This is a genomic window from Flavobacterium pedocola (genome assembly GCF_053764385.1).
In genome coordinates, this window is record NZ_JBSNCR010000004.1 from 198835 (window position 1) to 224869 (window position 26035).

At 40.2% G+C, this 26035-nt stretch carries 27 protein-coding genes and 2 tRNA genes; 14 read left to right on the top strand and 15 right to left on the bottom strand.

Annotation, left to right across the window (positions count from 1 at the left end; all coding sequences use genetic code 11):
• Positions 1–24: 24 nt before the first annotated feature.
• A complete protein-coding gene (locus ACWPKD_RS10790; RefSeq protein ID WP_455412688.1) occupies positions 25–1410 on the top strand; it encodes a sugar transferase in 1386 nt (461 codons plus the stop codon).
• Positions 1411–1424: 14 nt separating this feature from the next.
• Here ACWPKD_RS10790 and ACWPKD_RS10795 read toward each other — a convergent pair whose 3' ends face one another.
• Positions 1425–2558, bottom strand: coding sequence for an Lnb N-terminal periplasmic domain-containing protein (locus ACWPKD_RS10795; RefSeq protein ID WP_455412689.1), 1134 nt, complete (start codon positions 2556–2558; stop codon positions 1425–1427).
• A gap of 3 nt (positions 2559–2561) precedes the next feature.
• Positions 2562–3632, bottom strand: a complete 1071-nt coding sequence (locus ACWPKD_RS10800) for a putative type IX sorting system protein PorV2 (RefSeq protein ID WP_455412690.1) — start codon at positions 3630–3632, stop codon at positions 2562–2564.
• A 99-nt stretch (positions 3633–3731) separates the two neighbouring features.
• Between ACWPKD_RS10800 and ACWPKD_RS10805 the strand changes: the two genes are divergently transcribed.
• Together ACWPKD_RS10805 and ACWPKD_RS10810 are read left to right on the top strand one after the other, a co-directional pair.
• Positions 3732–4475 carry a CDP-alcohol phosphatidyltransferase family protein gene (locus ACWPKD_RS10805; protein ID WP_455412691.1) on the top strand — a complete coding sequence of 248 codons (744 nt, stop codon included), beginning with the start codon at positions 3732–3734 and terminating at the stop codon, positions 4473–4475.
• A 3-nt stretch (positions 4476–4478) separates the two neighbouring features.
• Positions 4479–5354 (top strand): glycoside hydrolase family 25 protein, encoded by an 876-nt coding sequence (locus ACWPKD_RS10810; RefSeq protein WP_455412692.1) that lies wholly within the window; start codon positions 4479–4481, stop codon positions 5352–5354.
• 28 nt (positions 5355–5382) lie between these two features.
• Here ACWPKD_RS10810 and lptB read toward each other — a convergent pair whose 3' ends face one another.
• From lptB to ACWPKD_RS10830, 4 genes are all read right to left on the bottom strand, one after another.
• On the bottom strand, positions 5383–6123 hold the full coding sequence (lptB, locus tag ACWPKD_RS10815; protein ID WP_455412693.1) for an LPS export ABC transporter ATP-binding protein: 741 nt from the start codon (positions 6121–6123) through the stop codon (positions 5383–5385).
• An 82-nt stretch (positions 6124–6205) separates the two neighbouring features.
• Positions 6206–6556: a carboxymuconolactone decarboxylase family protein gene (locus tag ACWPKD_RS10820; RefSeq protein WP_455412694.1), complete on the bottom strand. Its 351-nt coding sequence runs from the start codon at positions 6554–6556 to the stop codon at positions 6206–6208.
• Position 6557: 1 nt separating this feature from the next.
• Complete coding sequence (tatC, locus tag ACWPKD_RS10825; protein ID WP_455412695.1) at positions 6558–7376, bottom strand: twin-arginine translocase subunit TatC; 819 nt, start codon at positions 7374–7376, stop codon at positions 6558–6560.
• Positions 7376–8341: a KpsF/GutQ family sugar-phosphate isomerase gene (locus tag ACWPKD_RS10830; RefSeq protein ID WP_455412696.1), complete on the bottom strand. Its 966-nt coding sequence runs from the start codon at positions 8339–8341 to the stop codon at positions 7376–7378. The genes tatC and ACWPKD_RS10830 overlap by 1 nt, the downstream gene beginning before the upstream one ends.
• Before the next feature lie 87 nt (positions 8342–8428).
• Here ACWPKD_RS10830 and recQ point away from each other — a divergent pair, with 87 nt between their 5' ends.
• Positions 8429–10624, top strand: coding sequence for a DNA helicase RecQ (recQ, locus tag ACWPKD_RS10835; protein WP_455412697.1), 2196 nt, complete (start codon positions 8429–8431; stop codon positions 10622–10624).
• 58 nt (positions 10625–10682) lie between these two features.
• On the opposite strand, the gene ACWPKD_RS10840 is transcribed toward recQ, so the two are convergent.
• The gene (locus tag ACWPKD_RS10840) at positions 10683–10919 is read right to left on the bottom strand and encodes a hypothetical protein (RefSeq protein WP_455412698.1); all 237 of its coding nucleotides are present in this window, start codon (positions 10917–10919) and stop codon (positions 10683–10685) included.
• 90 nt (positions 10920–11009) lie between these two features.
• Here ACWPKD_RS10840 and ACWPKD_RS10845 point away from each other — a divergent pair, with 90 nt between their 5' ends.
• From ACWPKD_RS10845 to ACWPKD_RS10885, 9 genes are all read left to right on the top strand, one after another.
• Positions 11010–12074: a DUF2891 domain-containing protein gene (locus ACWPKD_RS10845; protein ID WP_455412699.1), complete on the top strand. Its 1065-nt coding sequence runs from the start codon at positions 11010–11012 to the stop codon at positions 12072–12074.
• A gap of 60 nt (positions 12075–12134) precedes the next feature.
• Complete coding sequence (locus ACWPKD_RS10850) at positions 12135–13700, top strand: NAD(P)/FAD-dependent oxidoreductase (RefSeq protein ID WP_455412700.1); 1566 nt, start codon at positions 12135–12137, stop codon at positions 13698–13700.
• 42 nt (positions 13701–13742) lie between these two features.
• The gene (idi, locus tag ACWPKD_RS10855) at positions 13743–14270 is read left to right on the top strand and encodes an isopentenyl-diphosphate Delta-isomerase (RefSeq protein ID WP_455412701.1); all 528 of its coding nucleotides are present in this window, start codon (positions 13743–13745) and stop codon (positions 14268–14270) included.
• Positions 14267–14677, top strand: coding sequence for a 6-pyruvoyl trahydropterin synthase family protein (locus tag ACWPKD_RS10860; RefSeq protein WP_455412702.1), 411 nt, complete (start codon positions 14267–14269; stop codon positions 14675–14677). The genes idi and ACWPKD_RS10860 overlap by 4 nt, the downstream gene beginning before the upstream one ends.
• Positions 14677–15135 (top strand): peroxiredoxin, encoded by a 459-nt coding sequence (locus ACWPKD_RS10865; protein WP_455412703.1) that lies wholly within the window; start codon positions 14677–14679, stop codon positions 15133–15135. The genes ACWPKD_RS10860 and ACWPKD_RS10865 overlap by 1 nt, the downstream gene beginning before the upstream one ends.
• Positions 15135–16106: a type I phosphomannose isomerase catalytic subunit gene (locus tag ACWPKD_RS10870; protein WP_455412704.1), complete on the top strand. Its 972-nt coding sequence runs from the start codon at positions 15135–15137 to the stop codon at positions 16104–16106. The genes ACWPKD_RS10865 and ACWPKD_RS10870 overlap by 1 nt, the downstream gene beginning before the upstream one ends.
• Before the next feature lie 56 nt (positions 16107–16162).
• The gene (locus tag ACWPKD_RS10875; RefSeq protein ID WP_455412705.1) at positions 16163–16429 is read left to right on the top strand and encodes a hypothetical protein; all 267 of its coding nucleotides are present in this window, start codon (positions 16163–16165) and stop codon (positions 16427–16429) included.
• A 121-nt stretch (positions 16430–16550) separates the two neighbouring features.
• Positions 16551–16624 (top strand) — tRNA-Thr (locus tag ACWPKD_RS10880).
• Between the two features lie 53 nt (positions 16625–16677).
• Positions 16678–16751 (top strand) — tRNA-Thr (locus tag ACWPKD_RS10885).
• A 95-nt stretch (positions 16752–16846) separates the two neighbouring features.
• Here ACWPKD_RS10885 and ACWPKD_RS10890 read toward each other — a convergent pair.
• From ACWPKD_RS10890 to htpG, 8 genes are all read right to left on the bottom strand, one after another.
• On the bottom strand, positions 16847–17566 hold the full coding sequence (locus ACWPKD_RS10890) for a DUF4369 domain-containing protein (RefSeq protein WP_455412706.1): 720 nt from the start codon (positions 17564–17566) through the stop codon (positions 16847–16849).
• Between the two features lie 104 nt (positions 17567–17670).
• Positions 17671–19536, bottom strand: a complete 1866-nt coding sequence (locus tag ACWPKD_RS10895) for a M61 family metallopeptidase (protein WP_455412707.1) — start codon at positions 19534–19536, stop codon at positions 17671–17673.
• 99 nt (positions 19537–19635) lie between these two features.
• Positions 19636–19917, bottom strand: a complete 282-nt coding sequence (locus ACWPKD_RS10900; RefSeq protein WP_455412708.1) for a TIGR03643 family protein — start codon at positions 19915–19917, stop codon at positions 19636–19638.
• A 150-nt stretch (positions 19918–20067) separates the two neighbouring features.
• Positions 20068–20670 (bottom strand): alpha-ketoglutarate-dependent dioxygenase AlkB family protein, encoded by a 603-nt coding sequence (locus ACWPKD_RS10905; RefSeq protein ID WP_455412709.1) that lies wholly within the window; start codon positions 20668–20670, stop codon positions 20068–20070.
• A 62-nt stretch (positions 20671–20732) separates the two neighbouring features.
• On the bottom strand, positions 20733–21440 hold the full coding sequence (gene aqpZ / locus ACWPKD_RS10910) for an aquaporin Z (protein ID WP_455412710.1): 708 nt from the start codon (positions 21438–21440) through the stop codon (positions 20733–20735).
• A gap of 51 nt (positions 21441–21491) precedes the next feature.
• Entirely contained in the window at positions 21492–22385 is an 894-nt protein-coding gene (locus ACWPKD_RS10915) for an EamA family transporter (protein ID WP_455412711.1), read from the bottom strand.
• A gap of 154 nt (positions 22386–22539) precedes the next feature.
• The gene (locus tag ACWPKD_RS10920) at positions 22540–23373 is read right to left on the bottom strand and encodes a hypothetical protein (RefSeq protein WP_455412712.1); all 834 of its coding nucleotides are present in this window, start codon (positions 23371–23373) and stop codon (positions 22540–22542) included.
• Positions 23374–23508: 135 nt separating this feature from the next.
• Positions 23509–25392, bottom strand: a complete 1884-nt coding sequence (htpG, locus tag ACWPKD_RS10925) for a molecular chaperone HtpG (RefSeq protein ID WP_455412713.1) — start codon at positions 25390–25392, stop codon at positions 23509–23511.
• A gap of 166 nt (positions 25393–25558) precedes the next feature.
• On the opposite strand from htpG, the gene ACWPKD_RS10930 reads away from it, so the two are divergent.
• Positions 25559–26029: a lipocalin family protein gene (locus tag ACWPKD_RS10930; RefSeq protein WP_455412714.1), complete on the top strand. Its 471-nt coding sequence runs from the start codon at positions 25559–25561 to the stop codon at positions 26027–26029.
• Positions 26030–26035: the final 6 nt, after the last annotated feature.

The window sequence follows — 26035 nt, forward strand, 5'->3', positions numbered from 1 at the left end:
TTTTGCATAAAAGATCCCAATTGAATGACTAAGAAAAACAAAATTCACTTTGAAATTTCAGAACGCAAAATCCTGTTGCGTATTTTTGATCTTTTCTTTGTCTTTTTAGCATTATACCTGGTAGGAAGAGGTTTTGAATTCGATTATTTCCGTATATCCATTCACAATTACTACTGGACTTTTGTGCTTGCGTTTTATATTTTCTTCTTCGGAACCGTGTTTGAAATCTACAACCTGCAGGTTGCCGCGAACCAGTTTCAAATCATAAAGAGTATCATCCTGACCGCTACGGCTACAGTAGTTATGTATCTTTTGACGCCAATCCTTACGCCATCGTTGCCTAAAAACAGGTTGCAGATTATCTTCTTTTATGCAGCGATCATGGGCGCTTTGTTTTTGTGGCGTATGTTTTACCAGCGGTTTTTATCCGCGCAGCGTTTTCATAAAAAAGTACTTTTTTTAGGCGAAGACAAAAGTGTGGACAGTCTGGCAAAAGAGCTGGAAAAGGCAGATCCGAACTACAAGGTTATCGGTTATCTGAGCACTCGTGAATCTTTAAAGAAAAAGGTAAAGCTGTCTAAAATTGAATTAGGCGCACTGGATGATTTTATTCGTATCAACTACGTTTCTGAAATTGTTGTGGCCCAAAAAAGTACCGATGAAGTACCTGTTGAAATTTATGATAAACTTTTAACCTTGCTTGAAACGGGTGTTATCATAAGAGAATATACCGATGTGTATGAGAACAGTACCCAACGTTTGCCTGTTCAGTATGCGGATAAAGATTTTTACAAGTATTTCCCTTTCAGCAGAAGCAATAATAACCGTTTGTATCTTTTAGCTATCCGGTTGTTTGATATCCTGATTTCGTTAGTGGGTATAGCTGCCGGGATTCTTTTTCTGCCTTTTATATTGCTTGGTAATTTGCTCGGCAATCGCGGCTCCTTATTGTATACACAGGAAAGAGTCGGGAAAAACGGTATTACTTTCAAGATATACAAATTGAGGAGCATGGTCAAGAATGCTGAAGCCGGAGGTGCAGTATTTGCTACTGCAAATGATAACAGGGTTACCCCATTCGGAAGGTTTTTGCGTAAATCAAGAATGGACGAATTTCCACAGTTTATCAATATACTGAAAGGCGATATGGCCGTTATCGGACCAAGACCGGAACGACCGGTTTTTGTAGATCAGATTGCTGAAATCATGCCGTTTTATCAAACACGCCATGTCATTAAACCCGGTCTGACCGGCTGGGCACAGGTAAAACATTCTTATGGGGAAACCATCGACGACAGTTTGATCAAACTGCAATACGACTTGTATTACATCAAGCACCGAAGCCCTTTTTTGGATGTCAACATTATTCTGAAAACGCTGAGTACAGTGTTGTTTTTCAGAGGGCAGTAATTTAGTAACCAGAATCAGTGATTGCTCTGAGTTTTTTGTTTTTTCCAAATCTGCCAAAGTAACAAGCCATGAAGGGTAATAAGCGGCAACATCATTAGTAACTGAACTTTTACACTGATGAATAAAGTGTAGCATAGAAGGCAAATTCCGCAGATTAATACCATTTTTCTTGTTCCGGAAATGTTGTTTCGCCATAAAAAGAAAACCAGCAGTAAAAATAACGGATTCATTAAAAAGACGTTGTAATTCCATAACACTTCTTTGTGGAGCGAATACAAACCAACCAAAGAGAAGAAAACACCGATAAGGCCGGTTATGGTCAGCCAGAATAACTGAAACTTTCGTTTTCCTGTAAGTAGTCCCAGCACTATAATGGCGATAAGAAATGTGATATAATTGTTCCAAACCGATTTACTTTCATCGGTTGCCCTTTTTTTGTAGACCAGTTTTTCTTCTTTTACCAGCTTTCCGCCATTGTTTTTACTGATGGAAACGCCTTGTTGTAATTCAACGGGAAGGAATAATTTTTCGGATTGTTGGTCGGTTTTCAGTCCAAACATCAGGTTAATGCCCAGATTTTCATAAAAATTTTTGTTCAGATAACCGTATAAAATGGTGCGGTAGGTTTTTTCGGTATCCGGAATTTTAGTGGATATTTTTTCCGGTAACACACTGTTGATCAGATCGGCTACCATAGTGGTGCAGTTCCTGTCGATGAATTTATAGGTGTAATACCTTTTTTCGGAGCTTAAAACGTCGCCAAGTTCTAAAAAGATCTTTTCTTTTTGGGCAGGCGTCAGATTTAAAACCTGTTCCGTGATTTCACGGTTGTCGTACACATACGAATAGTTGAATTCTTCAAAAGAACTGGTTGAAACGAAATACTGCAAATCCCCTTTGATGAATTTACCGTAGAAATTAGGGGTTGTAAAATCGAAAGAACCGTAATTGTATACAATGTCAATCCCTTTTTCCGGATCGTGAATGCGTAAGGCGGTATGCCCGTAAATGGAATACAGCTCGTTTCCGGTTCCGCAGGTTAATAAACTTACGGTTACTTTTTCCGATAATAGCGTCGATTGTCCGTAACTATTGCTAAAACTGCTTAAAACTAAAATTAAAGTAAAAATCCTGAATAAGAACTTCATGAGTTATCTGAAAATGCTGAAATCAATTTTTAAAGAAAAAATATTGGAATACAAAGCAGCACTCTGATCTCCGATATCGGTTAAGGCATAATCGACCTGAATACCTTTGTATTTGAAACCCAGACCAATATTAGGCTGGAAACTGATGTTTTTGGAGTTGTCTATTTCGGTAATGTGCTGAAAATTACCAACACCTCCGCGAAGGAATACCAAATCGATATAACCGGCTTCGAAACCAATGGCAGGGTCAATGCTGACAATATCCGAAGAAATAATATCGTTGGTTTTTGCAAACTGCATGTTCAGGTTGGCCGCGGCCAGTATCGTATAATCGTAATGGATAGTGAATTTTTTGGAAAGCCCTAACTGTGCTTTTGGTAAGGTGATTTCTGAGGTTTGGGGCAATTCCTGGTTTTCGCCCGGAACGGCTTCCTGTATTGTTTTAAACTCGTCTTCATCTATCGCCCAAACGTTATACGTGGTTGTGATATCGCGTAACATAACGCCCATTTTCCATTCGTTTCTGGTTTCATACTGAAGGCCTAAATCAAAACCAAAGCCCCAGGAATTGGCAAATTTTCCAATAACACGGCGGATAACTTTGGCATTTACACCATAGTTAAATCCTTGCACGGGTAGTTTTCGGGCATAGGAAACGGTTAAACCGTAATCAGCAGCAGAAAACAGGCTGATGCGGTTGTAGTCTACATTGCCTTCACTGTCAATAAGCTGTGTGGTGTTTAAGATGTCGTCTACACCAAAACGAATTAACGAGATACCTACCGCACTTCGATCATCAAGTGGCATGGCAAAACCGGCATAGTCGTATTGTGCAATATTGGCAAAATAACTGGCATGCATCAGGGAAAACTGCTTGTCTTCAAGTTGTATCAAACCGGCAGGATTCCAGTATCCGGAATTCACATCGGCAGTATGGGAGGTAACAGCGTTGGCCATTCCTAATGCAGCAGCGTCTACACCGAGGTTCATAAATTCGTTGGAATATTTCCTAACCGCCTGACTGTGTGAGAGTAATGCGAAAAAAAACAGTAAAAGGGAGTAGGTTTTTTTCAAAGCCAATTATTTTTACAAATATGATATAAAAATCTCAAATACTAAACTCAATTTTATGTAACTTATTGTATAACTTTGTCTCACATAAAAACAAAATGTATGTCATTTAAAAAGCATGTTCCTAATCTGATTACCTTTTTGAACCTAATTTGTGGATTATTAGCGCTTATACACGCTTTTAACGGAAGTTACAACGAAGCCTTTTCGTTAGTGTGTTTGGGTATCTTTTTTGATTTTTGGGATGGTTTTTTTGCCCGTATCTTTAACGCACAGAGTCCGTTAGGTGTTCAGTTGGATTCTTTGGCTGACATGGTGACCAGTGGCGTTGTGCCGGGTGTGGTGATGTACAAAATGCTTTCGGATATTCAGGAGAATCAGGCTATTTACACCTTGACGCCGGAGACGAATTATATGGGCGTTGTACCGTATATCGGTTTTATCATTACGATTGCGTCTTGTTTTAGGTTGGCAAAATTCAATATCGATACCCGTCAGACGGATTCATTCATCGGATTACCAACTCCTGCAAATGCTTTGTTGATCATGAGTATCCCGATGATTTTGTTCAAGAATCAGTTTGAAGGATTGTCTGAAATTTTAAGCAATCCGTACTTTTTGGTTGGGTTGTGTTTCTTAAGCGCGTATCTTTTGAATGCGGAAATTCCTTTGTTTTCGCTTAAAGTGAAATATTTCAGTTGGGAGAAGAATAAGCTTCAGGTTTTCTTTTTGGCTGTTTCGGCACTTTTATTGGTGTTTTTCCAGTATTTGGCCATTCCGATGATTATCTTGTTTTATGTTGGTCTTTCTGTGATTAACAATACTCTTTTGAACAAGCAGGCATAATTCATGAAACGCACACCTGCGAAGAAAAATACATCCAGAAAAGTTGCAAAATCCACTGCCGGAAGAGGGAAAAGTACTTCTTTCGGGAAGATTTCCATGTACATATTTATGGCGTTGTTTCTGTGTGTTGCACTTGGAGCAGTTTATCATTACCGTAACGGATTGTTATATTATCTTGGTTTTAAAACAAGTCATAACGTTAATGAACTTACGGAGGAAGAGCGAAAAATCCATGATATCCGCATTTTTGAAGTGTTAAGCCGTCACGATACCAAAGTGGTGGGTTTTGATGTTTCGGAATATCAAAGTGAGATTACCTGGGAAAAGATTGATAAAATCGACGAAGAATTTCCGCTTGCCTTTGTATTCATGCGGGCCACCTGCGGGAACGACCGTCCGGACCGTCGTTATAAAGAAAACTGGAAAGCGGCAAAAGAACATTATTTTATCCGTGGTGCCTATCATTACTACAGGCCGAATGAAAATTCATTGGAACAGGCTGATAACTTCATTAAAACCGTAAAACTTCGTAAAGGCGATTTACCGCCGGTACTTGATATTGAGAAATTGCCTAAAAATCAATCGATTGATAGTCTGAAGGTTGGCTTGCGCCGTTGGTTAAACCGGGTTGAAAAGCATTACAAGGTGAAACCGATCATCTATTCCGGGGAAAGTTATTACGTAGATTTTCTGAAAGACGAATTCAAAGGTTATCCATTCTGGATTGCAAATTATAATTTCTTTGTGGAAAACATCAAAGAAGACTGGATGATCTGGCAGTTTACCGAAAAAGCACAGATTCGCGGCATTGAAGGTTTAGTGGATGTAAATGTCTTTAACGGTAACAAAGAAGATTTGAAGGCACTTACTATCAAATAAAAAATCCCGATTAACTCGGGATTCAGTATTAAAATTCTAATTTCTTCTTTCTTAACTCGAAATTCTGTCCTAGATATACTTTACGTACCATTTCGTCTTCGGCTAATTCCTCAGGAACACCAGCTTTCAGGATTCCTCCTTCAAACATTAGGTAGGTTTTGTCGGTAATCGCTAAGGTTTCCTGTACGTTGTGGTCGGTAATTAAAATGCCGATGTTTTTGTTTTTTAACTGCGCTACAATTCGTTGAATATCTTCTACCGCAACCGGGTCAACCCCAGCGAAAGGTTCATCCAATAAAATGAATTTCGGATCGGTTGCCAAACAGCGTGCAATCTCGGTTCTGCGTCGTTCACCACCCGATAATAAATCGCCACGGTTGGTTCTGATATGCTGTAAGCTGAACTCGTCAATTAACGATTCCATTTTGGCTTCCTGCTCTTTTTTGGAAAGACTGGTAAGCTGTAAAACGCTCAAAATATTATCCTCAATGCTGAGTTTTCGGAACACGGAGGCTTCCTGTGCCAAATAACCGATCCCGTGCTGGGCACGTTTGTACATTGGGAAATCGGTGATGTTGGTATCGTCTATATAAATGTTTCCGGAGTTGGGTTTAACCAAACCTACGATCATGTAAAACGAAGTGGTTTTTCCGGCACCGTTAGGGCCTAACAATCCTACGATTTCGCCACGGTTCACTTCCACGGAAACGCCTTTTACAACACTTCTTCCTTTGTAGGTTTTGACTATATTTTCAGCTCTTAATTTCATTTTGACGGTTATTCTGTTTCCGGTTATTCGGTTATTCGGCAAATTAACGAATAAACAAATAACCAAATCAACACATTAACAATTATTTAGTTTGGTTTTCCAAGGCTTCCCAAAATTCGTAAGCTCTTCGTAAATGCGGAATTACGATGGTTCCGCCCACCAAAGTGGCAATCCCCATGGCTTCCATCATTTCTTCTCTGGTGATACCTTGTTTATAGGAAGTCTCCAGATGGTATTTGATGCAGTCGTCGCAACGCAATACTGCCGAGGCTACTAAACCTAAAAGCTCTTTTGTTTTTACATCTAAAGCGCCGTCCATGTATGCATTGGTGTCCAGATTGAAAATACGTTTTACAATCTTGTTGTTGTCGGCCAGTAACTTTTCGTTCATTTTAGAACGGTAGTCGTTGAATTCTTTTACTAAATCAGACATATTATGCGGTTTTTAGTTCGGCTTTTTTGGTTACAAATTTGGAGATGAAAATACTCGCTTCGTATAAAATGATCAACGGAATTGTTACAATCGTTTGACTGATTACATCCGGAGGGGTTACAATCGCGGCAATGATCAGGATGATTACATAAGAATATTTTCGGTAATCTCTTAAGAATTGCGGTGTTACGATGCCTAATTTGGAAAGGAAGTAAATTACGATGGGTAATTCGAAAACCAATCCGGTTGCCAGTGAAGTGGTTTTTACCAATCCGATGTAGGATTCAACATCAATAGCATTTTTAATATGATGACTTATCGTGGTATTGGCCAGGAAATTAATGGATAAAGGCGTCAGTACAAAATAACCGAACGCTACTCCTAAGAAGAATAGTAGGGAAGCAATGAAAATGAAAAGCTTAACATTTTTTCGTTCCTTGTCATATAAGGCTGGGCTGACGAACTTCCATAACTCCCATAAAATGAACGGGAAAGCGATTACAAACCCGCAGGTGATGGAGGTCCAGATCAACATCGAGAATTGCCCTTCCATGGTACGGTTCTGTAATTCGAACGGCAATTCCTTGATACAAAAACTTTTGTCCAAATCGTATTGGTTCGCCAGATCACAGAAAAAACGATACGTGATAAAATTACCGTCTTTCGGGCCGAAAATCACGGTGTCAAAAATAAAATCACTGAAATAATAGGCTACGCATCCACCAACCAGAATGGCAATCGAACTGCGTACCAACAACCAACGGAGTTCTTCCAGATGGTCCAAAAACGACATTTCCTTCGCAGGTTTCTTATTCGCCATTATACAATTCCTTCTTTTAAAATATCGTGAATATGCAGCACACCTTTGTATTCGCCATTATCAACAACCACCATTTGTGTGATGGAATTATTTTCCATAGTGTTGAAAGCATCTACGACCATGTCTGATAATTGTACCATTTTCGGGCTGTGTGTCATGATGTCTTTGGCGGTCAAATCAGTGAAAGTGTCTCTTTTTTCCAGCATTCTTCGGATGTCACCATCGGTAATGATACCTACCACGTGATTGTTTTCCACTACGGCGGTAACCCCTAAACGTTTAGCGGAAATCTCCACAATTACATTTTTGATGCTGGCATCCGGAGTAACCTGCGGACGGTGCGTCTGGTCCAACATGTCGCCTACACGAAGTAATAATTTTTTGCCAAGAGCGCCTCCCGGATGGTATTTGGCAAAGTCCTCACTTTTGAAATTACGCATTTCCATCAGGCAAACCGCCATCGCATCGCCTAAAACCAATTGAGCAGTGGTGCTGTTGGTTGGTGCTAAGTTGTTCGGACAAGCTTCTTCTTCAACATAGGCATTCAGTACATAATCGGATTCTTTGCCTAAGAATGATGTTTTACTTGCCGTCATCCCGATTAACGTATTGCCGAATCGTTTCAACAAAGGGACCAATACTTTAATTTCCGGACTGTTACCGCTTTTTGAGATGCATATCACCACGTCGCCCGGTTGTACCATTCCCAGATCACCATGTATGGCTTCAGAAGCATGTAAAAACATGGAAGGTGTTCCCGTGGAATTCATCGTGGCCACAATTTTAGTGGCAATGATAGCGCTTTTACCTATTCCGGTTACTACCAGACGGCCTTTACAGTTATAGATAAGTTCTACGGATTTTGCGAAATCATCGTCCAGAAAATTAACAAGATTTGCAATGCTCTCACTTTCAGAAAGTATTGTTTTTCGGGCCGCAGCCAAAACAGATTCTTTTGTTGTCAAACCTAAAGTTTTTAGAAATTTGCGTTTATTAAAGAAATTCGTATCTTTAATCTCTGCAAATTTATGTAAAATACCTATTAATAAATAATGAAACCAAGCGAAATTGACTTACATAAAGAGTTAAAAAAATATTTTGGTTTTAACCAATTCAAAGGTTTACAGGAAGGTGTTGTTAGAAGTATTATTACCCATAACAACACTTTTGTGATTATGCCTACCGGTGGAGGGAAGTCGTTGTGCTACCAGCTGCCTGCATTGGTTTTGGACGGAACCGCCATTGTGGTTTCGCCTTTGATTGCCCTAATGAAAAATCAGGTGGATGCCATCCGAAGCCTTTCATCCGAAGGCGGTGTGGCCCACGTTTTGAATTCCTCTCTCACAAAAACAGAAGTAAATCAGGTTAAAAAAGATATTACATCCGGATTGACCAAGTTGTTATACGTAGCGCCCGAATCGCTTACTAAAGAAGAATACGTTGATTTTTTGAGCAGCGTTCCGATTTCGTTTGTAGCCATTGACGAAGCGCACTGTATATCGGAGTGGGGACATGATTTTCGTCCGGAATACCGCAATCTGAGAGCGATTATCAAGCAATTGGGGGATGTGTCCATTATTGGATTGACCGCTACCGCTACACCAAAAGTACAGGAAGATATCCTTAAAAACCTGGATATGACCGATGCCAATACGTTTAAAGCATCGTTCAATCGTCCGAATTTATACTACGAAATACGTCCGAAAACCAAAAATGTTGAGGGTGACATCATACGCTTCATTAAACAGCATAAAGGGAAATCAGGCGTTATTTATTGTCTGTCCCGTAAAAAAGTGGAAGAAATTGCCCAGGTTTTACAGGTAAACGGAATCAGTGCCGTGCCTTATCATGCGGGATTGGATGCGAAAACGCGTGCGAAACACCAGGATATGTTCCTTATGGAAGATGTCGATGTGGTGGTGGCGACAATCGCATTTGGTATGGGGATTGACAAGCCGGATGTCCGTTTTGTGATCCATCATGATATTCCGAAATCCCTGGAAAGTTACTATCAGGAAACCGGAAGAGCCGGTCGTGACGGAGGAGAAGGTCATTGTTTGGCGTACTATTCCTATAAAGATATCGAGAAACTGGAAAAATTCATGTCCGGAAAACCGGTGGCAGAGCAGGAAATTGGTTTTGCCTTATTGCAGGAAGTGGTGGCTTATGCGGAAACTTCGATGTCCAGACGTAAATTCCTACTGCATTATTTCGGTGAAGAATTCGACGATGTGAATGGAGAAGGTGCCGATATGGATGACAACGTCCGCAATCCGAAAAAGAAAGTGGAAGCGCAGCAACAGGTGGTGACTTTACTGGAAACCGTTCGTGATACCAAAGAATTATACAAATCCAAAGAAGTTATCTTTACCCTGATCGGTAAGATCAATGCGGTGATTAAATCGCACAAAACCGACACTCAGAAATTTTTTGGTATAGGGAAAGACCATGAGGAAAAATACTGGATGGCATTAATAAGACAAGTGTTGGTAGACGGCTTGCTTACTAAGGATATTGAAACTTACGGGGTTTTGAAACTTTCCGAAAAAGGAGAAACGTTCATTAAGAAACCGGAGTCGTTTATGATGTCTGAAGATCACGAATACAGTGAATCAGATGATGAAGCCGTGGTGACTTCAGCAAAATCTTCGGGTACAGCCGATGAAGCCCTGATGACCATGCTGATCGATTTGCGCAAAAAAGTAGCTAAGAAACTGGGAGTGCCGCCATTTGTAGTGTTCCAGGAGCCTTCTTTGGAAGATATGGCGCTGAAATATCCGATTTCCGTTGATGAATTAAGTAATGTTCACGGTGTAGGGGAAGGGAAAGCCAAAAAATACGGAAAAGAATTCGTAGAACTGATAGCCCGTTACGTAGAAGATAACGACATCATGCGACCGGATGATTTGGTTGTGAAATCTACGGGAGCAAATTCAGCGTTGAAATTATACATTATCCAAAACATCGACCGCAAGCTTCCGCTGGATGATATTGCCAAGTCGAAAGGTTTGGATATGGATGCTTTATTGAAAGAAATGGAGCAAATAGTGTATTCGGGTACCAAACTCAATATTAAATATTGGATTGATGAAATACTGGACGACGACCAACAGGAAGAAATCCACGATTATTTTATGGATTCCCATTCAGATAAAATTCAGGATGCTTTGGATGAATTCGACGGCGATTATGATACCGAAGAATTACGTCTGATGCGCATTCAGTTTATCAGCGAAGTGGCAAACTAAAAGTTGACAGTTTTCAGTCTCGGTTGACAGTTAAATCTGTAAACGGAGACTGAGCTGCTTATTCAAACAATTCCCCACGATGCGGTTTCAAAGCATCTCTCACCGGAATCATAAAGCTGTCTTCCACTACCATAAAAGCGATAGCGTGCATGTCATTGATGATTTGGAACCCGGTAATGTTCAGCGGTAATTTTTCGATTTCAATATATTCTTTCAGGTGTATTTCATGATGCTCCGCAGTTTTGGCAGCGGCAGGTCCTCGGAAATCCCAAATGAGTTTGATTCGGCGTTGCATTTTAATCGGTTTTGAATCACAAAGGTAATGGACTTCTTAAAATTCTAAAGCTTAAAATACTTAGATTTGTGATTATCCAAAACCAAATCGATGAGAATATATTATAATATCGCTGCTTTTTTAGCTTTTTCCCTTACGTCTGTAGCACAACAGTTGAATCTTGAACAGGCCAATCGTTTGGCTTCATTGCCTTTGAAATGTTTGCAGCAAGAATACCCGAATAAATTAGGGCAACTTCTTCTGGATGCTACGGAAATAGGAACACCAAAACAATTGCATCCTACTTTTTACGGTTGTTTTGACTGGCATTCGTCAGTGCACGGGCATTGGTCGTTGGTATATCTTCTGAAACAATTTCCGGATTTGAAAAACCGAGCTGAAATCATTCAGAAACTCAATACCAATCTTTCTAAAGAAAATGTTGAAAAAGAAGTGTTGTATTTAAGCAAAGCACATGAGAAATCCTTTGAACGCCTTTACGGATGGGCTTGGGTTTTAAAATTGCAACAGGAATTAGCCGAATATGACGAGCCGTTTGCCCAACAACTTTCCGCGAATCTTCAGCCCTTATCTAATTTGCTGATCGAGCGTTATACCGAGTTTTTACCAAAACTTTATTACCCGGTTCGTGTAGGGACACATAATAATACTGCTTTTGGAATGATACTGGCGTGGGATTATGCCGTATTTGTCAAAAATGAAGCGTTTAAAAAAGTGTTGAAAGATAATGCTTTAAGGATGTTTTCAAAAGATGAAGGCTGTCCGTTCACCTGGGAGCCTAGTGGTACCGATTTTCTGTCACCCTGCATGGAAGAGATGGGTATCATGCAAAGGGTTTTATCCGAAAAAGAGTTTTTGAAATGGGCGAAAAAATTTGCAAAGCCCTTGTTTGATAAAGAATTTTCATGGGAAACCGCAAAAGTCTCTGATAGAACCGATGGGCATTTAGTACATCTTGACGGATTGAATTTCAGTCGAGCCTGGCATTTTTATGCATTGGCCAAGCAGTTTAAACGATTTGAGCATTTGAAAAAAGCAGGTGATCTGCATTTGGTACATTCATTATCTTCTTTGGTGGATGGGAATTACGAAGGGGAGCATTGGCTCGCTTCCTTTGCTTTAAGGGCTTTTGAACAACGAAAAGACGAGCAGTAATCGGTTTCAAATTCGTACTTTTGCCTTTGAAATGTTTGTAAAATAAAAATTTACCTTCTTATGCCTAGAGAATTACTGATACAGGTAGCTCCTGATGTGGCAGCCAATCCGGTGTTGCTGCAAGAACATTTGGTGAAACTTTTGCATGTCAAAACTACCGATATTCAGCATGTTGCGGTGTTGAAACGTTCGATTGATGCCCGGCAGCGTTCGATAAAAATCAATCTGAAAGCAACGGTGTTTTTTCAGGACGAACCGATTGTTGAAGAAACCATAGTATTACCCGATTATAAGAATGTAGCCGATGCACAGGAAGTAATCGTCGTTGGTGCTGGCCCGGCAGGATTATTTGCCGCGTTGCAACTGGTAGAGTTGGGGCTAAAGCCGATTGTAATCGAAAGAGGAAAAGATGTACGCGGTCGCCGTCGGGATCTGAAAGCCATCAATCGTGATCATATCGTGGATGAAGATTCCAATTACTGTTTTGGGGAAGGTGGAGCCGGAACGTATTCAGACGGAAAATTGTACACCCGGTCCAAAAAGCGTGGTGATGTAGACCGAATCCTTAAATTACTTGTGGCTTTTGGTGCGACTCCCGAGATTTTGGTGGAAGCGCATCCGCACATCGGAACCAATAAATTACCGCAGATCATTCAGGATATCCGTGATAAAATCATCGAATTCGGAGGAAAAGTCCTGTTCGAAACACGGGTAACCGACATCTTGATAAAGAACAATGAAGTTCAGGGAATTGTTACGCAAAAAGGTGATGTCATTGAAGCTAAGAAACTCATTTTAGCCACAGGACATTCCGCCCGCGATATATTTGAATTACTGGACAGAAAAAAAGTATTGATTGAGGCCAAGCCTTTTGCCTTAGGGGTTCGTGCTGAGCATCCGCAAAGTTTAATTGACAGCATTCAGTATTCCTGTGATTTTAGAGGGGAATTTCTTCCGCCGGCGCCGTATTCGATTGTGAAACAGGTGAATGGGCGCGGAATGTATTCGTTTTGTATGTGTCCGGGAGGGGTGATTGCGCCTTGTGCCACCAGTCCCGGGGAAGTAGTAACCAACGGATGGTCGCCTTCCAAAAGGGATCAGGCTACAGCCAATTCCGGTATTGTTGTTGAATTGAAATTGGAAGATTTTAAGCCGTTTGCTAAATTCGGAGCCTTGGCAGGAATGGAATTTCAGAAAGCCATAGAGCAGAAAGCCTGGCATTTGGCAGGGGAAACACAAAGAGTTCCCGCGCAACGCTTGGTCGATTTTACCCAGAATAAAGTTTCAGCTGATATACCGAAAACATCTTATGTGCCCGGCACAACGTCAGTGGAACTAGGACAGGTGTTTCCGGGGTTTTTGACCCAAATTATGCGGGAAGGATTTGTACAGTTCGGGAAATCGATGAAAGGCTACTATACCAATGAGGCCATTTTGCATGCACCGGAAAGCAGAACATCCTCACCAGTGCGTATTCCGCGGGATAATGAAACGCTTGAGCATTTGCAAATCAAAGGGTTATATCCGTGTGGAGAAGGAGCAGGTTATGCAGGAGGAATCATTTCTGCGGCCATCGACGGAGAAAAATGTGCTATTAAATGTATGGAATCGTTAAGGGTGTCTTAGATTTGAAACGCTTTTCGTAATTTTACGAAGCATTTATAAAACATGAAAGAAGAAAACGTAATATTAGTCAACGAACAGGACGAGCAAATCGGCTTAATGCCAAAGTTGGAAGCGCACGAAAAAGCACTTTTGCACAGGGCTTTTTCCGTTTTTGTTTTAAACGATAAGAACGAAATCATGCTCCAGCAGCGTGCCCATCATAAGTACCATTCCCCTTTGTTATGGACCAATACCTGTTGCAGTCATCAGCGTGAAGGCGAGAGCAATATTGAGGCGGGAACAAGGCGTTTGCGAGAAGAAATGGGCTTTACAACCGAATTGAAAGAGCTGTTTTCGTTCATTTACAAAGCGCCGTTTGATAACGGTTTGACCGAACACGAGTTAGATCACGTGATGATTGGGTATTACAACGGGGAACCGTTCATCAACAACGATGAAGTGGAAAGCTGGAAATGGATGGAGATTGATGCGGTAAAAACCGATATGGAGCAAAACCCGGAGCTATACACCGTTTGGTTTAAAATTATTTTTGACGAATTTTATCATTTTCTCGAAGACCATAAAGTATGAGAGTAACTGTTTCCAGAAAAGCGCATTTTAACGCAGCACACCGATTGTATCGAAAAGACTGGTCGGACGAACAGAACGAAAGTGTTTTCGGTAAATGTAATAACCCTAATTTTCACGGGCATAACTACGAACTTATTGTAAGTGTGACCGGAGCGATAAATCCTGAAACCGGTTATGTGATAGATATTAAGGATCTAGCGACCATCATTTATGAGGAAGTTGAAGTGCAGTTCGATCATAAAAACCTGAATCTGGATGTGCCGGAATTTGAGAACCTGAATCCCACTGCGGAAAACATAGTAGTGGTGATTTGGAATAAAATAAGAAAACGAATTGCTTCAGGAAATGATTTGGAAGTGATTTTATACGAAACCCCCCGAAATTTTGTAAGCTATAAAGGATTGTAATGGGAGCACTTAAAGAAGGAGATAAACTGCCGCTTTTTGAAGGAATTGATCAGCACGGAAATACATTTGATATTGCTTCATGCCTAGGAAAAAAAGTTCTGGTAATCTATTTTTATCCGAAAGACGATACGCCGGGTTGTACCAAACAGGCCTGCTTTTTTCGTGATCAATATGAAGAGTTTACGGATTTAGGTGTTGAGGTGATCGGAATCAGTGGTGATGATGTTCAGTCCCATAAGAAATTTGCGGAAACCTATAAACTTCCTTTTGTATTGTTAGCAGATGAAGACAAACGTTTGCGAAAGCTGTTTGGCGTTCCTACGAATTTACTTGGATTGATTCCCGGGAGAGTAACATATATAGTTGATAAAGAAGGGATTGTTCGTATGATGTTTGACAGCATGAAGGCCGAGAATCATTTATCGAAAACAATTGAACAGGTAAAGGAATTACTGTAATGGAGACGGAATTGTATCCTTTGGTTTTTAAACCAATTTTAAAAGATCGTATTTGGGGAGGGACTAAGCTGAAGTCACTTTTAAATAAAGACATACCGACCACAACAACCGGCGAGAGTTGGGAGATTTCAACGGTTCCCGGAGATGCCAGTATAGTAGCCAACGGGGTTTTTGAAGGGACTTCCATTAATGAATTGGTTTCGAAGGATCCTGCAGCGGTTTTAGGGAAACAGGTTTATGAGAAATACGGAGTGGAATTCCCGCTACTGTTCAAATTCTTAGACGCAAGGGAAGATTTGTCCATTCAGTTGCATCCTAATGATGAATTGGCTAAAAAACGTCATAATTCTTTTGGTAAAACCGAGATGTGGTACGTGATACAGGCGGATCTGGATTCAAAGATTATTGTTGGATTTAAAGAAAAGTCGTCGCCGGACGAATACCTGATTAACCTTGAAAATAAAACACTGCCTAAAATCCTTAAAGAAATCCCGGTAAAGCAAGGTGATGTTTTCTTTTTGGAAACCGGAACCATTCATGCTATCGGAGCAGGGATAGTGATAGCTGAAATACAGCAGACTTCCGATATTACTTATCGTATTTACGATTGGGACAGGGTGGATGCCGAGGGTAATTCACGTGAGTTGCATATTGATTTGGCGCTGGAAGCAATTACTTATGATGTGGTTAATGCCAAAAGAAGGTATTCAAATGCAATTAATGTGAGTAATCCGGCTGTGCACTGCGATTATTTTACCACGAACGTACTTCCGCTTGACGGAAAAGCACAGTTTAGAAAAAATGGCGATTCGTTCACAGTTTTTGTATGTGCCGAAGGAGAATTTAGCGTAGTAACGGGTTCAGGTTCAGAATATTCATTCCGTCAGGGTGATACCATACTGATGCCGGCAATACTGACTGATTTTGAAGTGGTTGGAAAAGCGACTTTATTAGAAATATTTATTTCATAACCTTTATTCAGAAGAATAATTGTAATTTTGCAAACGAAATTTTAAACAAAAATAAAATGGCAAGCGTAAGAAACTTAAAAAAAGACATCAACTACGTATTAGGAGACATTATTGAGGCAGTTTACATCTATGAGATGACTACTACCGGGAAACCGTCTGCTCAATCTGATGCGTTAATTGATGAGGCAATTTCTTCTTTCGACGGTTTAATCACAAAAGTGAACCAAAAAAATGTTGAAAACAAGAAAGCGCATTTCAGACAAATCAACAAAGATTTAGAAGCAGCTGCTAATCAGTTGGTTGAAAAAATCAACGCATTATAACAGCAGAAAAGCAATAAAAAGTGTGTTTAAGTATTTGCAGTTTTGAAAAACTCGCTTATATTTGCACCCGAAATGATACTTACAGTAGCCTTTTAAATAAGGTTTTGTGAATCATTGAGCCGCCGGTGTAGCTCAGCTGGCTAGAGCAGCTGATTTGTAATCAGCAGGTCGTGGGTTCGAGTCCCTCCATCGGCTCTTTTTTTTTCCACGCATTGCGTGGTTTTTTATGATTTTTTTTAAGGTTAATTGCCGGTGTAGCTCAGCTGGCTAGAGCAGCTGATTTGTAATCAGCAGGTCGTGGGTTCGAGTCCCTCCATCGGCTCTGGTAATTAACTGAAAAGCCATCACAAAGTGATGGCTTTTTTTATGCCTTATTATTATAAAAAAAGCACCTTAAAGGTGCTTTTCGTTATTCTGTTATGGCTGCGTTTCAGTTTCTTTACGTTTTGCTATCAGATCCGTCAGCATTTTACCATATTTCGATTTAGCTACTTCAGGCGACATCGATTTTTGTATGGTGTCGAGGTACTTTAAATTTACATCGGCAATTTCCGTTAAAGCGATGTAAGGAGCAACTTCTTTTTTGCCATTATTTACGGCAAAATTTACCGCGTTAAAATATCTTCGGACCGTTAACTTTTTTGAGATTTGGGTTAAGCTGTCGATTTTTTCCGCCTGCTGTTTTTTTCGGGCAAGCATTGTTAAACTGATCGTTTTGTTTTGCTCGTTGTTGAAAACCGATTTTGATTTATTGTAGTTCTCGTATAATTCATGGTTTTTGGAACCGGTCACTTTGGCTTTGGCAAAAAACTCCTTTAAAGAAGTTTCTATGGTCATTGTTCCGGGCTCAGCAAAAAACGGTAAGGAATTGTCCATGGAATTGGTGGTTCCGCGGTCCAGAGATAGATAAAGCATTTCAGGTTCGGTTAAATCGATATCGCTGATGAAGTCTGCTTTCCCTTTAATAGTCATACTGTCCAGCGCTACGAAGGCCGTATCCTTGATTTTGTGAATGTATAAGGTGCCTTGCTGCAGGCCGTCTACTTTTACAGTTAAATGAAGTCCTTTGTCGGACTCTGTTTTATTACAGGCAACCAATAATACTACTGCGGCTGCCGCACCAATTATTTTTTTCATTACAGTCATTTTTTTGGAGCTGCAAAGTAAGGAAAAATATCGGTAATAAAAATCCCCAATCCACTTAGCGCGAATTGGGGTATTTTACTTTGTTCAAAAGAAAATTATCCTTTTAACCAGGCCTCTTTTAATTTTGCTTTAGAAGTATCTACCGCATGATACCCTTGAGCATCCTGCATCGGTAAAATTACTTTTCCTTTAAGAACCTGTTCTTTTCCGTCGCGTCTGATTTTTACAGAAACGGCATCACCTTCTTTCCAGTCCATGCTTGCCATGATCATGTCATAAATGTTGTCCAGATTGTAGCTGGTGTCGTTTACCGCCAGGATATAATCGTCGCCTTTAATGCCCAGATTTTTCATGAAACCGTTAAGTTCACCCGGAAGCACTTTGATTTCTTTTGTGGCAGGATCTACGGTAATATAAGGTGTAGATTCGTCTTTAAGGAACGGATTCCCCGGTTTTTGAACTGTTGCCTCTTTAACTCCCATTTTAGCTAAATATGCCTCGTAAGGAATAGGTGTTTCTCCTGCTACATATTTGTTTAAGAATTCGCCAACAGCGGGATAAGTCAATGCGGTGATTTTAGCAAATAATTCATCGTCGTTGAAAGGTTTTTTACTTCCATATTCGTTTGATAAAGCCTGCATTAAGTCAAGAATCCCTTTTTCTCCGTTGCTGCTTTCACGTATCTGAATGTCGATACACATGGCAATTAAAGCCCCTTTAAGGTAAACGTTGTAGTATGAGTCTTTGTATTGTGCCTCCAAAATGTCCTTGCTCATCTTCGTGAAAGGCATTTTTTCGTCGAAACGTTTTGACTGCTCGATTTTGTCTGCCATACGGATGTAGAATTCTTCTTCGCTGATCAATCCTTGGTTAATCTGGAAAAGATTTGCAAAATACTCCGTAACTCCTTCATACATCCACAAGTGCTGGGACATTTTCGGGTTGTTGAAATCGAAATAATGAATTTCTTTGGAATGTACCGTTAAAGGTGTTACAATATGGAAGAACTCGTGGGAAACCACATCTTTTAATTGCTCTAACAAGGCTGCTTTCGGCATCATTTCCGGCATTACCACTGTTGTGGAAGTCGTGTGTTCCAAAGCACCAAAACCTTTAGCGTCTTTCGTCTTCATATCAGCCAGGTAAATTAAAACGCTGTATTTTTTTGTAGCATTTACAGGACCTAAGAATTTCTTCTGGGCTTTCATCATCGTTTCCATCGACGGAGCAAGATCGCTGGCTTTGTAAGCTCCGTTTGGAGAATAAACGCTGATCAGGATATCCATGTCGTCCACTTTGAAAGTAACGTAATCCGGTTTAGAGTACATGATCGGATGGTCTACCAATTCTGCATATCGCGACATTAGGAAAACATCGTTTTCATTGCTGCTGTCGGTGTCGATCATTGAGGTAGCGCCCCATAAAGTTGACGGGTGTGCAATGTTTACTTTATATGGCAATTCGGATTTTCCTTCGAAATACCCGATAAAACCGTGCGTGTTGATCATAAAGTTCTGACCTTCAATAATATTGGTTCCTGCCGGTGAAAACACATCTTTACCACCGATACCGCCTGAAGTTTCCACATCAAAACTGTCGTTAACCCAATAGGTCACTTTAGCCAATGCTTTTGCATTAGCGATTTTCCAGGTATTTTCTCCTTCTTTACTTACTGTAAGTTCTTTACCTTTCTTATCGTAAGCTTTTACGTTTTCTATGAATCGTCCGTAATTGTCTGCCGAATAGGTTCCCGGAACAGTTTTCGGGATATTGAAAGTTGTTGTTTCCGTTGTAATTGCCGGCGCCATAACAGTAACCATGACTTTGTCGTCTGTTACTTTTTTCAAATCGATGGAAACCTCCACCTGGCCTTTTGCCCCAACTCCGGAGTCGGCTGGTTTTTGTGCGTTACAGCTCAGAAAAGTTGCTGCAATGGCCGCGGTATAAAGTATTTTTTTCATTATTTATTGTTTGTTGTTAATCGTTATATAGAATAAGTAGAAAGTGTTCACGCTTTGTTACATTCCAGGTTAAAAAAAATCCCGAGTGATCGGGATTATTTAATCAAACTTATTTTTAAAATAATACTTGCTGTCTAAATCGTCGTCCTCAATATCAGTTGTTTTTTGAGGTTTCGGTTTTGGTTTACTGGCACTGACTTTCTTCTTCCAGAGTTCAAAATTGTCTTTGGAAAGCCTTTTTCGCATCAGTTCGGTTACGTCGTTTTCCGATATTCCAAATTCTTCTTTTAACACTTCAAAAGGTTTTTTTTCCTCCTGAGCCATAGTGACAACGCGATCCAGTGTCTCGTTATCCATTTCTGAAATTTTGCTTTTTTTCATCAGATGAAAAATTAATCGAATAATTGTATTTAGTTATGTTCAATATGTAACTCAATATTACTAAAAAAATAAACTTAGAATAGCAGGGGTATCATTTTTTACAAATTTTCAAAAATCAGACCAAAATCCAAATCGGCTTTGAATTTTGTTTTATAAAATGATTCGAAATGTAAGATTTATTCTCGGATTTACGATTTTTTTTGTTTTGGGAATCTGGTGCTTCCAAAAATGTTGTGTGGTTCCTTTCATCAAAAGCAGGCTCCCGTTTTTTAAAACCACGTTATGTTTTTCTGTCGGATCGGTATTGTGTTTCAGTTGAAAATTACGTTCGGCTCCAAAACTGACTGAAGCAATAACAGGGTTTTGTCCTAATTCCTTTTCGTTGTCGGCGTGCCAGCCATTGCTGTCTTTCCCGTCCCGGTACAAATTGAGCAGAACGGTGCTGAAAGTGCAGTTAACTTCTTTTTCGACTTTGGTTTTAATGGTTAAAAGTGCTTCCGTCCAGGCGTTAGGATGCATCGTGATTCCTGAATAAGAATAGTTTTTTCCGTCGTTTCCGTATAATGCGGTCAGTCTTGGCTGTTGGTGTTTTTTGCCAAAGACGGTAATGTCGTCCTGTTGCCAGGGTGTTTCGGTATATAGTTTTTGAAAAAGTTCAGTAGCTTCCTCTTCCGTGAAAAAATCCGGATAATATAAGATGTCTGCATCTTTTAAAGCAAGCGTGATATTTTCGGCAGCAAACAACGAATTCATATTTAAAGTTACAAAAAAAGCGATGGATGTCCATCGCCTCTTATATTGAATATGAAAAAAAACTATTCGGTTTCATTGTGCTGCAGCAGCTTTTTGTATAGAAATCCTGCCAGTATTGCACCTAATATCGGGGCAAGCCAAAACAGCCATAACTGCATAAGCGGTTCTCCCTGAGTGAATAATGCCTGTGAGGTGGAACGCGCCGGATTTACGGAGGTGTTTGTTATCGGGATGCTAACCAGGTGGATTAAAGTTAAACCCAATCCGATGGCTACCCCTGCAAATTTTTTGCTGGCAAGTTTATCCGTTGCGCCTAAAATGATCAGTAAAAAGAACATGGTAAGCATAAATTCTGCCAGAAAAGCTGCCCCAAGCGAATAACCGTCCGGTGAAAATGCGCCATATCCGTTAGAGGCAAAAGCGCCTGCCTGGGTATTGTCTATGGCAAAACCCGGTTTCCCGGATAAAATAAGGAATAAGGTCCCGGCAGCGGCTATGGCACCGATGCATTGGGATAGGATATAAGGTAGTAAATCTTTTGTGTTGAAACGGCCGCTTGCCCATAAACCGAAGGAAACCGCCGGATTAAAATGTCCGCCTGAAATGTGTCCTACGGCATAAGCCATGGTTAGAACTGTCAGACCGAATGCAAGGGAAACGCCCATAAAACCAATTCCCAAATCGGGAATTCCTGCGGCAAATAAAGCACTGCCACAACCTCCGAAGACTAACCAGAAGGTTCCGAAAAATTCTGCAAATAGTTTTTTCATAAAAATGAGTTTTGGTTGCACTCAAATTTATGAAAAATAGTAAATAACTTGTTAATTTTTTTTAAAATTCACATTCATTATTACAATTGCAAGAATTATTAATAGTATTCCGAGCCATTGTGTGAAGATTACTGTTTCTTTCAGAATCAAGAAAGCCATCATTACAGATACCGGTAATTCCAGTGACGATACGATACTTCCAAGGCCGATTCCTGTGTTGGGAAATCCGGCATTCATAAGGATAGGAGGGATTATGGTTCCGAAAAGCGACAGGACGATTCCCCATTTCAGGAAAATAGCAAAGTTGAAAGGAGTAACCTGCGTGGCAATGGAAAATCCGAACACAATTACAGCGCCGCCCAATAACATGTACAAACTTCTCTGTGCGGAAGAAATACCCAAAGCTATACGGTTTGCCGTAAACATTGTCGTGGTGAAAGACGCCGCTGCCAGCATTCCCCACATGATGCCCCGCCAGTCTAAAGCGATTTTAGTATTGATAAGATTTGTGGCTAAAACGGTTCCGATTAATACGATAAATACAGACGCTGTTTTCTGTTGAGAAGGTGCTTTTTTGTCTAAAATCCATTCGAGTATAACGCCCATCCAGACGGTTTGCATCAGCAATACAATTCCGATGGATACTGGAATATATTTTACGGCCAGATAATAGAATACACTGGTCATTCCTAAAGAAGTTCCCGCCAGCATCAGATGGAAAATATTTCGGCTGCTGGCTTTTACGACCTGGTTTCCTTTATTGTATTTCTGAAAGGCATTAATAAGTAACATCCCGATAATTCCTAATACGAATTGAGAAGTGGTTACTTCCGCAGTGGTGTATTTTTCTTCATAGGCCAGTTTTACGAAAGTGGCTAACATACCATAGCTGGTAGCACCTAACCCTACTAAGAAAACTCCTTTTAATACCCTGTTTCCAAACATGTTATCAATTTTTAAAAAGCCGGCAAAGATATGTTTTTTGTTTCAAGCCACAAGGCCTTGTTGAAAAATTGACATTCTTGCTTTATGAAATCGTTTCCAATTCAAAAAAAATCCCAATCAAAACGATCGGGATTTTAAATACGTTAAATCAGTATTAGAGATTGATATTGAATACCTGGCCGTTTGAATGTGTGTAAGTAGCCTGGTTGTCGCAAGTGTCGTTTCCGTAATCTAAGACACCGTCTAAATACGAGCCCAGTAAAGTCAGTTTCCCTTTGGAAATGTAATTGCAGGAATATCTTTTGATCAGTGTTTCCAGAACTGTTACTGTTAATGACGATCCGTTCGGTCTGTTTACGGTATGGGTTCCGGATATAATATGATAAACGTTATCACCCAAAGCCAATGTGCCGGCTCCTTCCATCTGTCTTACTGTTCTTGTTCCGGAATGTGTAAAGACGTCACCGGCAATATTTGTAATCCTTCCATCCGTTACGGTTCTTGTCCATTGTGGTGTTTCCGGATTTGTGGTCTGGTTAACATAAGTTACCGTGCCTTCAACATGTCGCCCGTTTACAAAATAATTGGAGCGTTCAATGGTCATGGTGGTACCGTTGCTCATCAGATAGCCGGAAAGGGTAATGGTTAAGGTACCGGATCTAAGGACGCCGTTATGTACACAACCCGGATGAAAAGCGATGGTGATGATTTTTGGAAAGACGCCCGGAGTGGTATTGTTTACCGTTATATCCGCACAAGCCGGAAATCTTGAAGCGATATCGGAATCCCTGTTGGAGAAACTCGAGTTTTCGGTTGCGGCTTCCATCCCAACGCTGAAGTCCGTCTCATTAGAGAAATCGATATCGGCAGAAGCTTTCATTAATTGCTGATCGACCAGTACGCTTTCGGTTTCGTCTTTTGAACAGGAAATTAAAACTAAAGTTGCCAAAACCAATCCTCCAAATAATTTTAAACTGAAATTTTTCATAGCCTGTAGTTTTATGGTTTATTTATTTAGATGCAAAAAAGGTAAAAAGGTTTAAAAGAAATCTTAAAAAAAATCTAAAAAAACAAAACCCGCAGCTTGAAGTTGCGGGTTTTAAAGATATGAAAATTATTTTCTTTATTTAATCAGTTCGAAGCTTCTTTTTACAAAGGATGTAAGCTCTTCGCCTTTTAGTAAGCCTTGTGAAAGTTTGGCTAAATCCAAAGCCTGACGGACAACACTTTCCTGAACGGTTTTGTCTTTTTGACTGATAATCGCCGTGGCCAACTCTGAGTTCGTATTCACTACTAAATTGTACATCTCCGGGAAATTACCCATACCGAACATTCCGCCTCCGGTCTGGCTCATTTCTTTCATACGGCGCATGAATTCAGGCTGTGTGATGATAAAAGGAGCCGCTTGGCTGTCCATTGCCTCCAATTGCACGCTGTAGGTTGTTTTGGGAACGATTGCTTCCAGAACGGATTTTAAGCTTTCTTTTTCTTCTTCCGATAATTTGGAAATCTGACTGTCTTCTTTTTTGATAAGATTGTCAACATGATCGGAATCGACGCGGGTAAACATAAGGTTTTCGTTGTCGGCTTCCAGTTTCTGAATCAGATGCGATACAATCGGGGAATCCAAAAGCAATACTTCATAGCCTTTTTCTTTGGCTAAATCGATGTAGCTGTGTTGTGCATCTTCATTGGAAGCGTATAAAACAACCAGTTTGCCGTCTTTGTCGGTTTGGTTTTCTTTTAAGTTTTCTTTTAATTCTTCCAGCGTGAAATACTTTTTATCTACAGTCGGATACAGTACGAAAGCTCCGGCTTTTTCATAGAATTTAGGTTCCGACAACATACCGTATTCCAAAACGATCTTGATATCGTTCCATTTCTGTTCAAAATCTTCACGGTTTTCCGTAAATAACGACTTTAGTTTATCGGCTACTTTTCGTGTGATGTAGTTTGAAATCTTCTTAACCGCTCCATCCGCCTGCAGATAGGAACGCGATACGTTTAAAGGAATATCCGGAGAATCGATAACCCCTTTCAACATGGTCAAGAATTCCGGTACGATACCTTCCACGTTATCGGTTACGAAAACCTGGTTCTGGTACAATTGAATTTTGTCTTTCTGAAGCTGTAAATCAGCTGACATTTTCGGGAAATACAGGATTCCGGTTAAATTGAACGGATAATCCACATTCAAATGGATGTTGAACAGCGGCTCGTCAAACTGCATCGGATACAACTCACGGTAGAAGTTTTTGTAATCTTCATCGTTTAAATCTGAAGGTTGTTTGGTCCAGGCCGGAGTCGGGTTGTTGATGATGTTGTCTACTTCCGTGTATTCGGTTTTGTAGTCATCACCGGCATCTTCCGGTTTCGGTAAGGCTTCCTGTCTTGTTCCGAATTTAATCGGTACCGGCATGAATTTGTTGTATTTTACCAAAAGCTCGCGGATTCTGCCTTCTTCAAGGAATTCCAAAGAATCTTCGGCGATATGAAGCACGATTTCTGTACCTCTTTCGGTTTTGGAATGCGGTTCTAATGTGAATTCCGGGCTACCGTCACAAGTCCAGTGTGCCGCCGGCTCGTCTTTATACGATTTGGTGATGATCTCTACTTTTTCGGCCACCATAAAGGCAGAGTAAAACCCTAACCCGAAATGTCCGATAACTCCAGAGTCTTTAGCGGAGTCCTTGTATTTTTCCAAAAACTCTTCTGCACCTGAAAAAGCGATCTGGTTGATGTATTTTTCCACTTCTTCGGCAGTCATTCCCAAGCCCTGATCGGTAATGTGGATTTTTTTGCTGTCTTTGTCGATTTTGATAGCAATAACCGGTTGGCCATATTCCACTTTAGCTTCGCCAATACTGGTTAAGTGTTTTAATTTAAGAGTGGCATCAGTAGCGTTGGAAATAAGCTCGCGAAGGAAGATTTCGTGGTCGCTGTATAAAAATTTCTTGATTAAGGGAAAGATGTTCTCTACTGAAACATTGATTTTTCCTGTTGTCATATACTGTTGATTTTAGAATTAAAATTATAGTTCTCTTTTGTCAAATCAGATACCAAACCTTTTTTCCTGACAAATTGGCGTAAAAAATATGTTATAATTTAAACGTGTAGTAAAAACTTGAGGAATAATTGTGTTAAATTTGTAAGGCACATTAAAATTAATACTCATGAAGAAACTTATTTATCTGATTATGGTTGTAGCCTTTGTCGTAGGCTGTAAAAGCAATCCGGCCACTAAACTGGATATGAAATCCGAAGTTATGTTAAAAGGCACCTGGAAAATCTCATCTGTTACCTATCCCGGTTCGGAGTATTTTAAGGTAACCTCTTTTAATATAGCCGATTCCCAGTGTTTTGTAGGGAGTAATTGGAAATTTGTATCCAACAACAACAAAGGGGAAATGGCGCTTGATAACAGTAAGTGTACCAGCTATGGCAGCCACATAACATGGTTTATTAATAAGGAAGGGAATATCGTTATGAAATTCCTGACCGAAGGTGTAAAAGCCAGACATACTCCGTCAGGTTATGTTTTAAGAGTGGCCAATCAGTCTGAAAATTCGTTTCAGTTGCTCGATAAGGTTAACGTTGGCGGAAATACATCAAATATTGTTTATCAATTTGAAAGAACTAATTAAAAAATA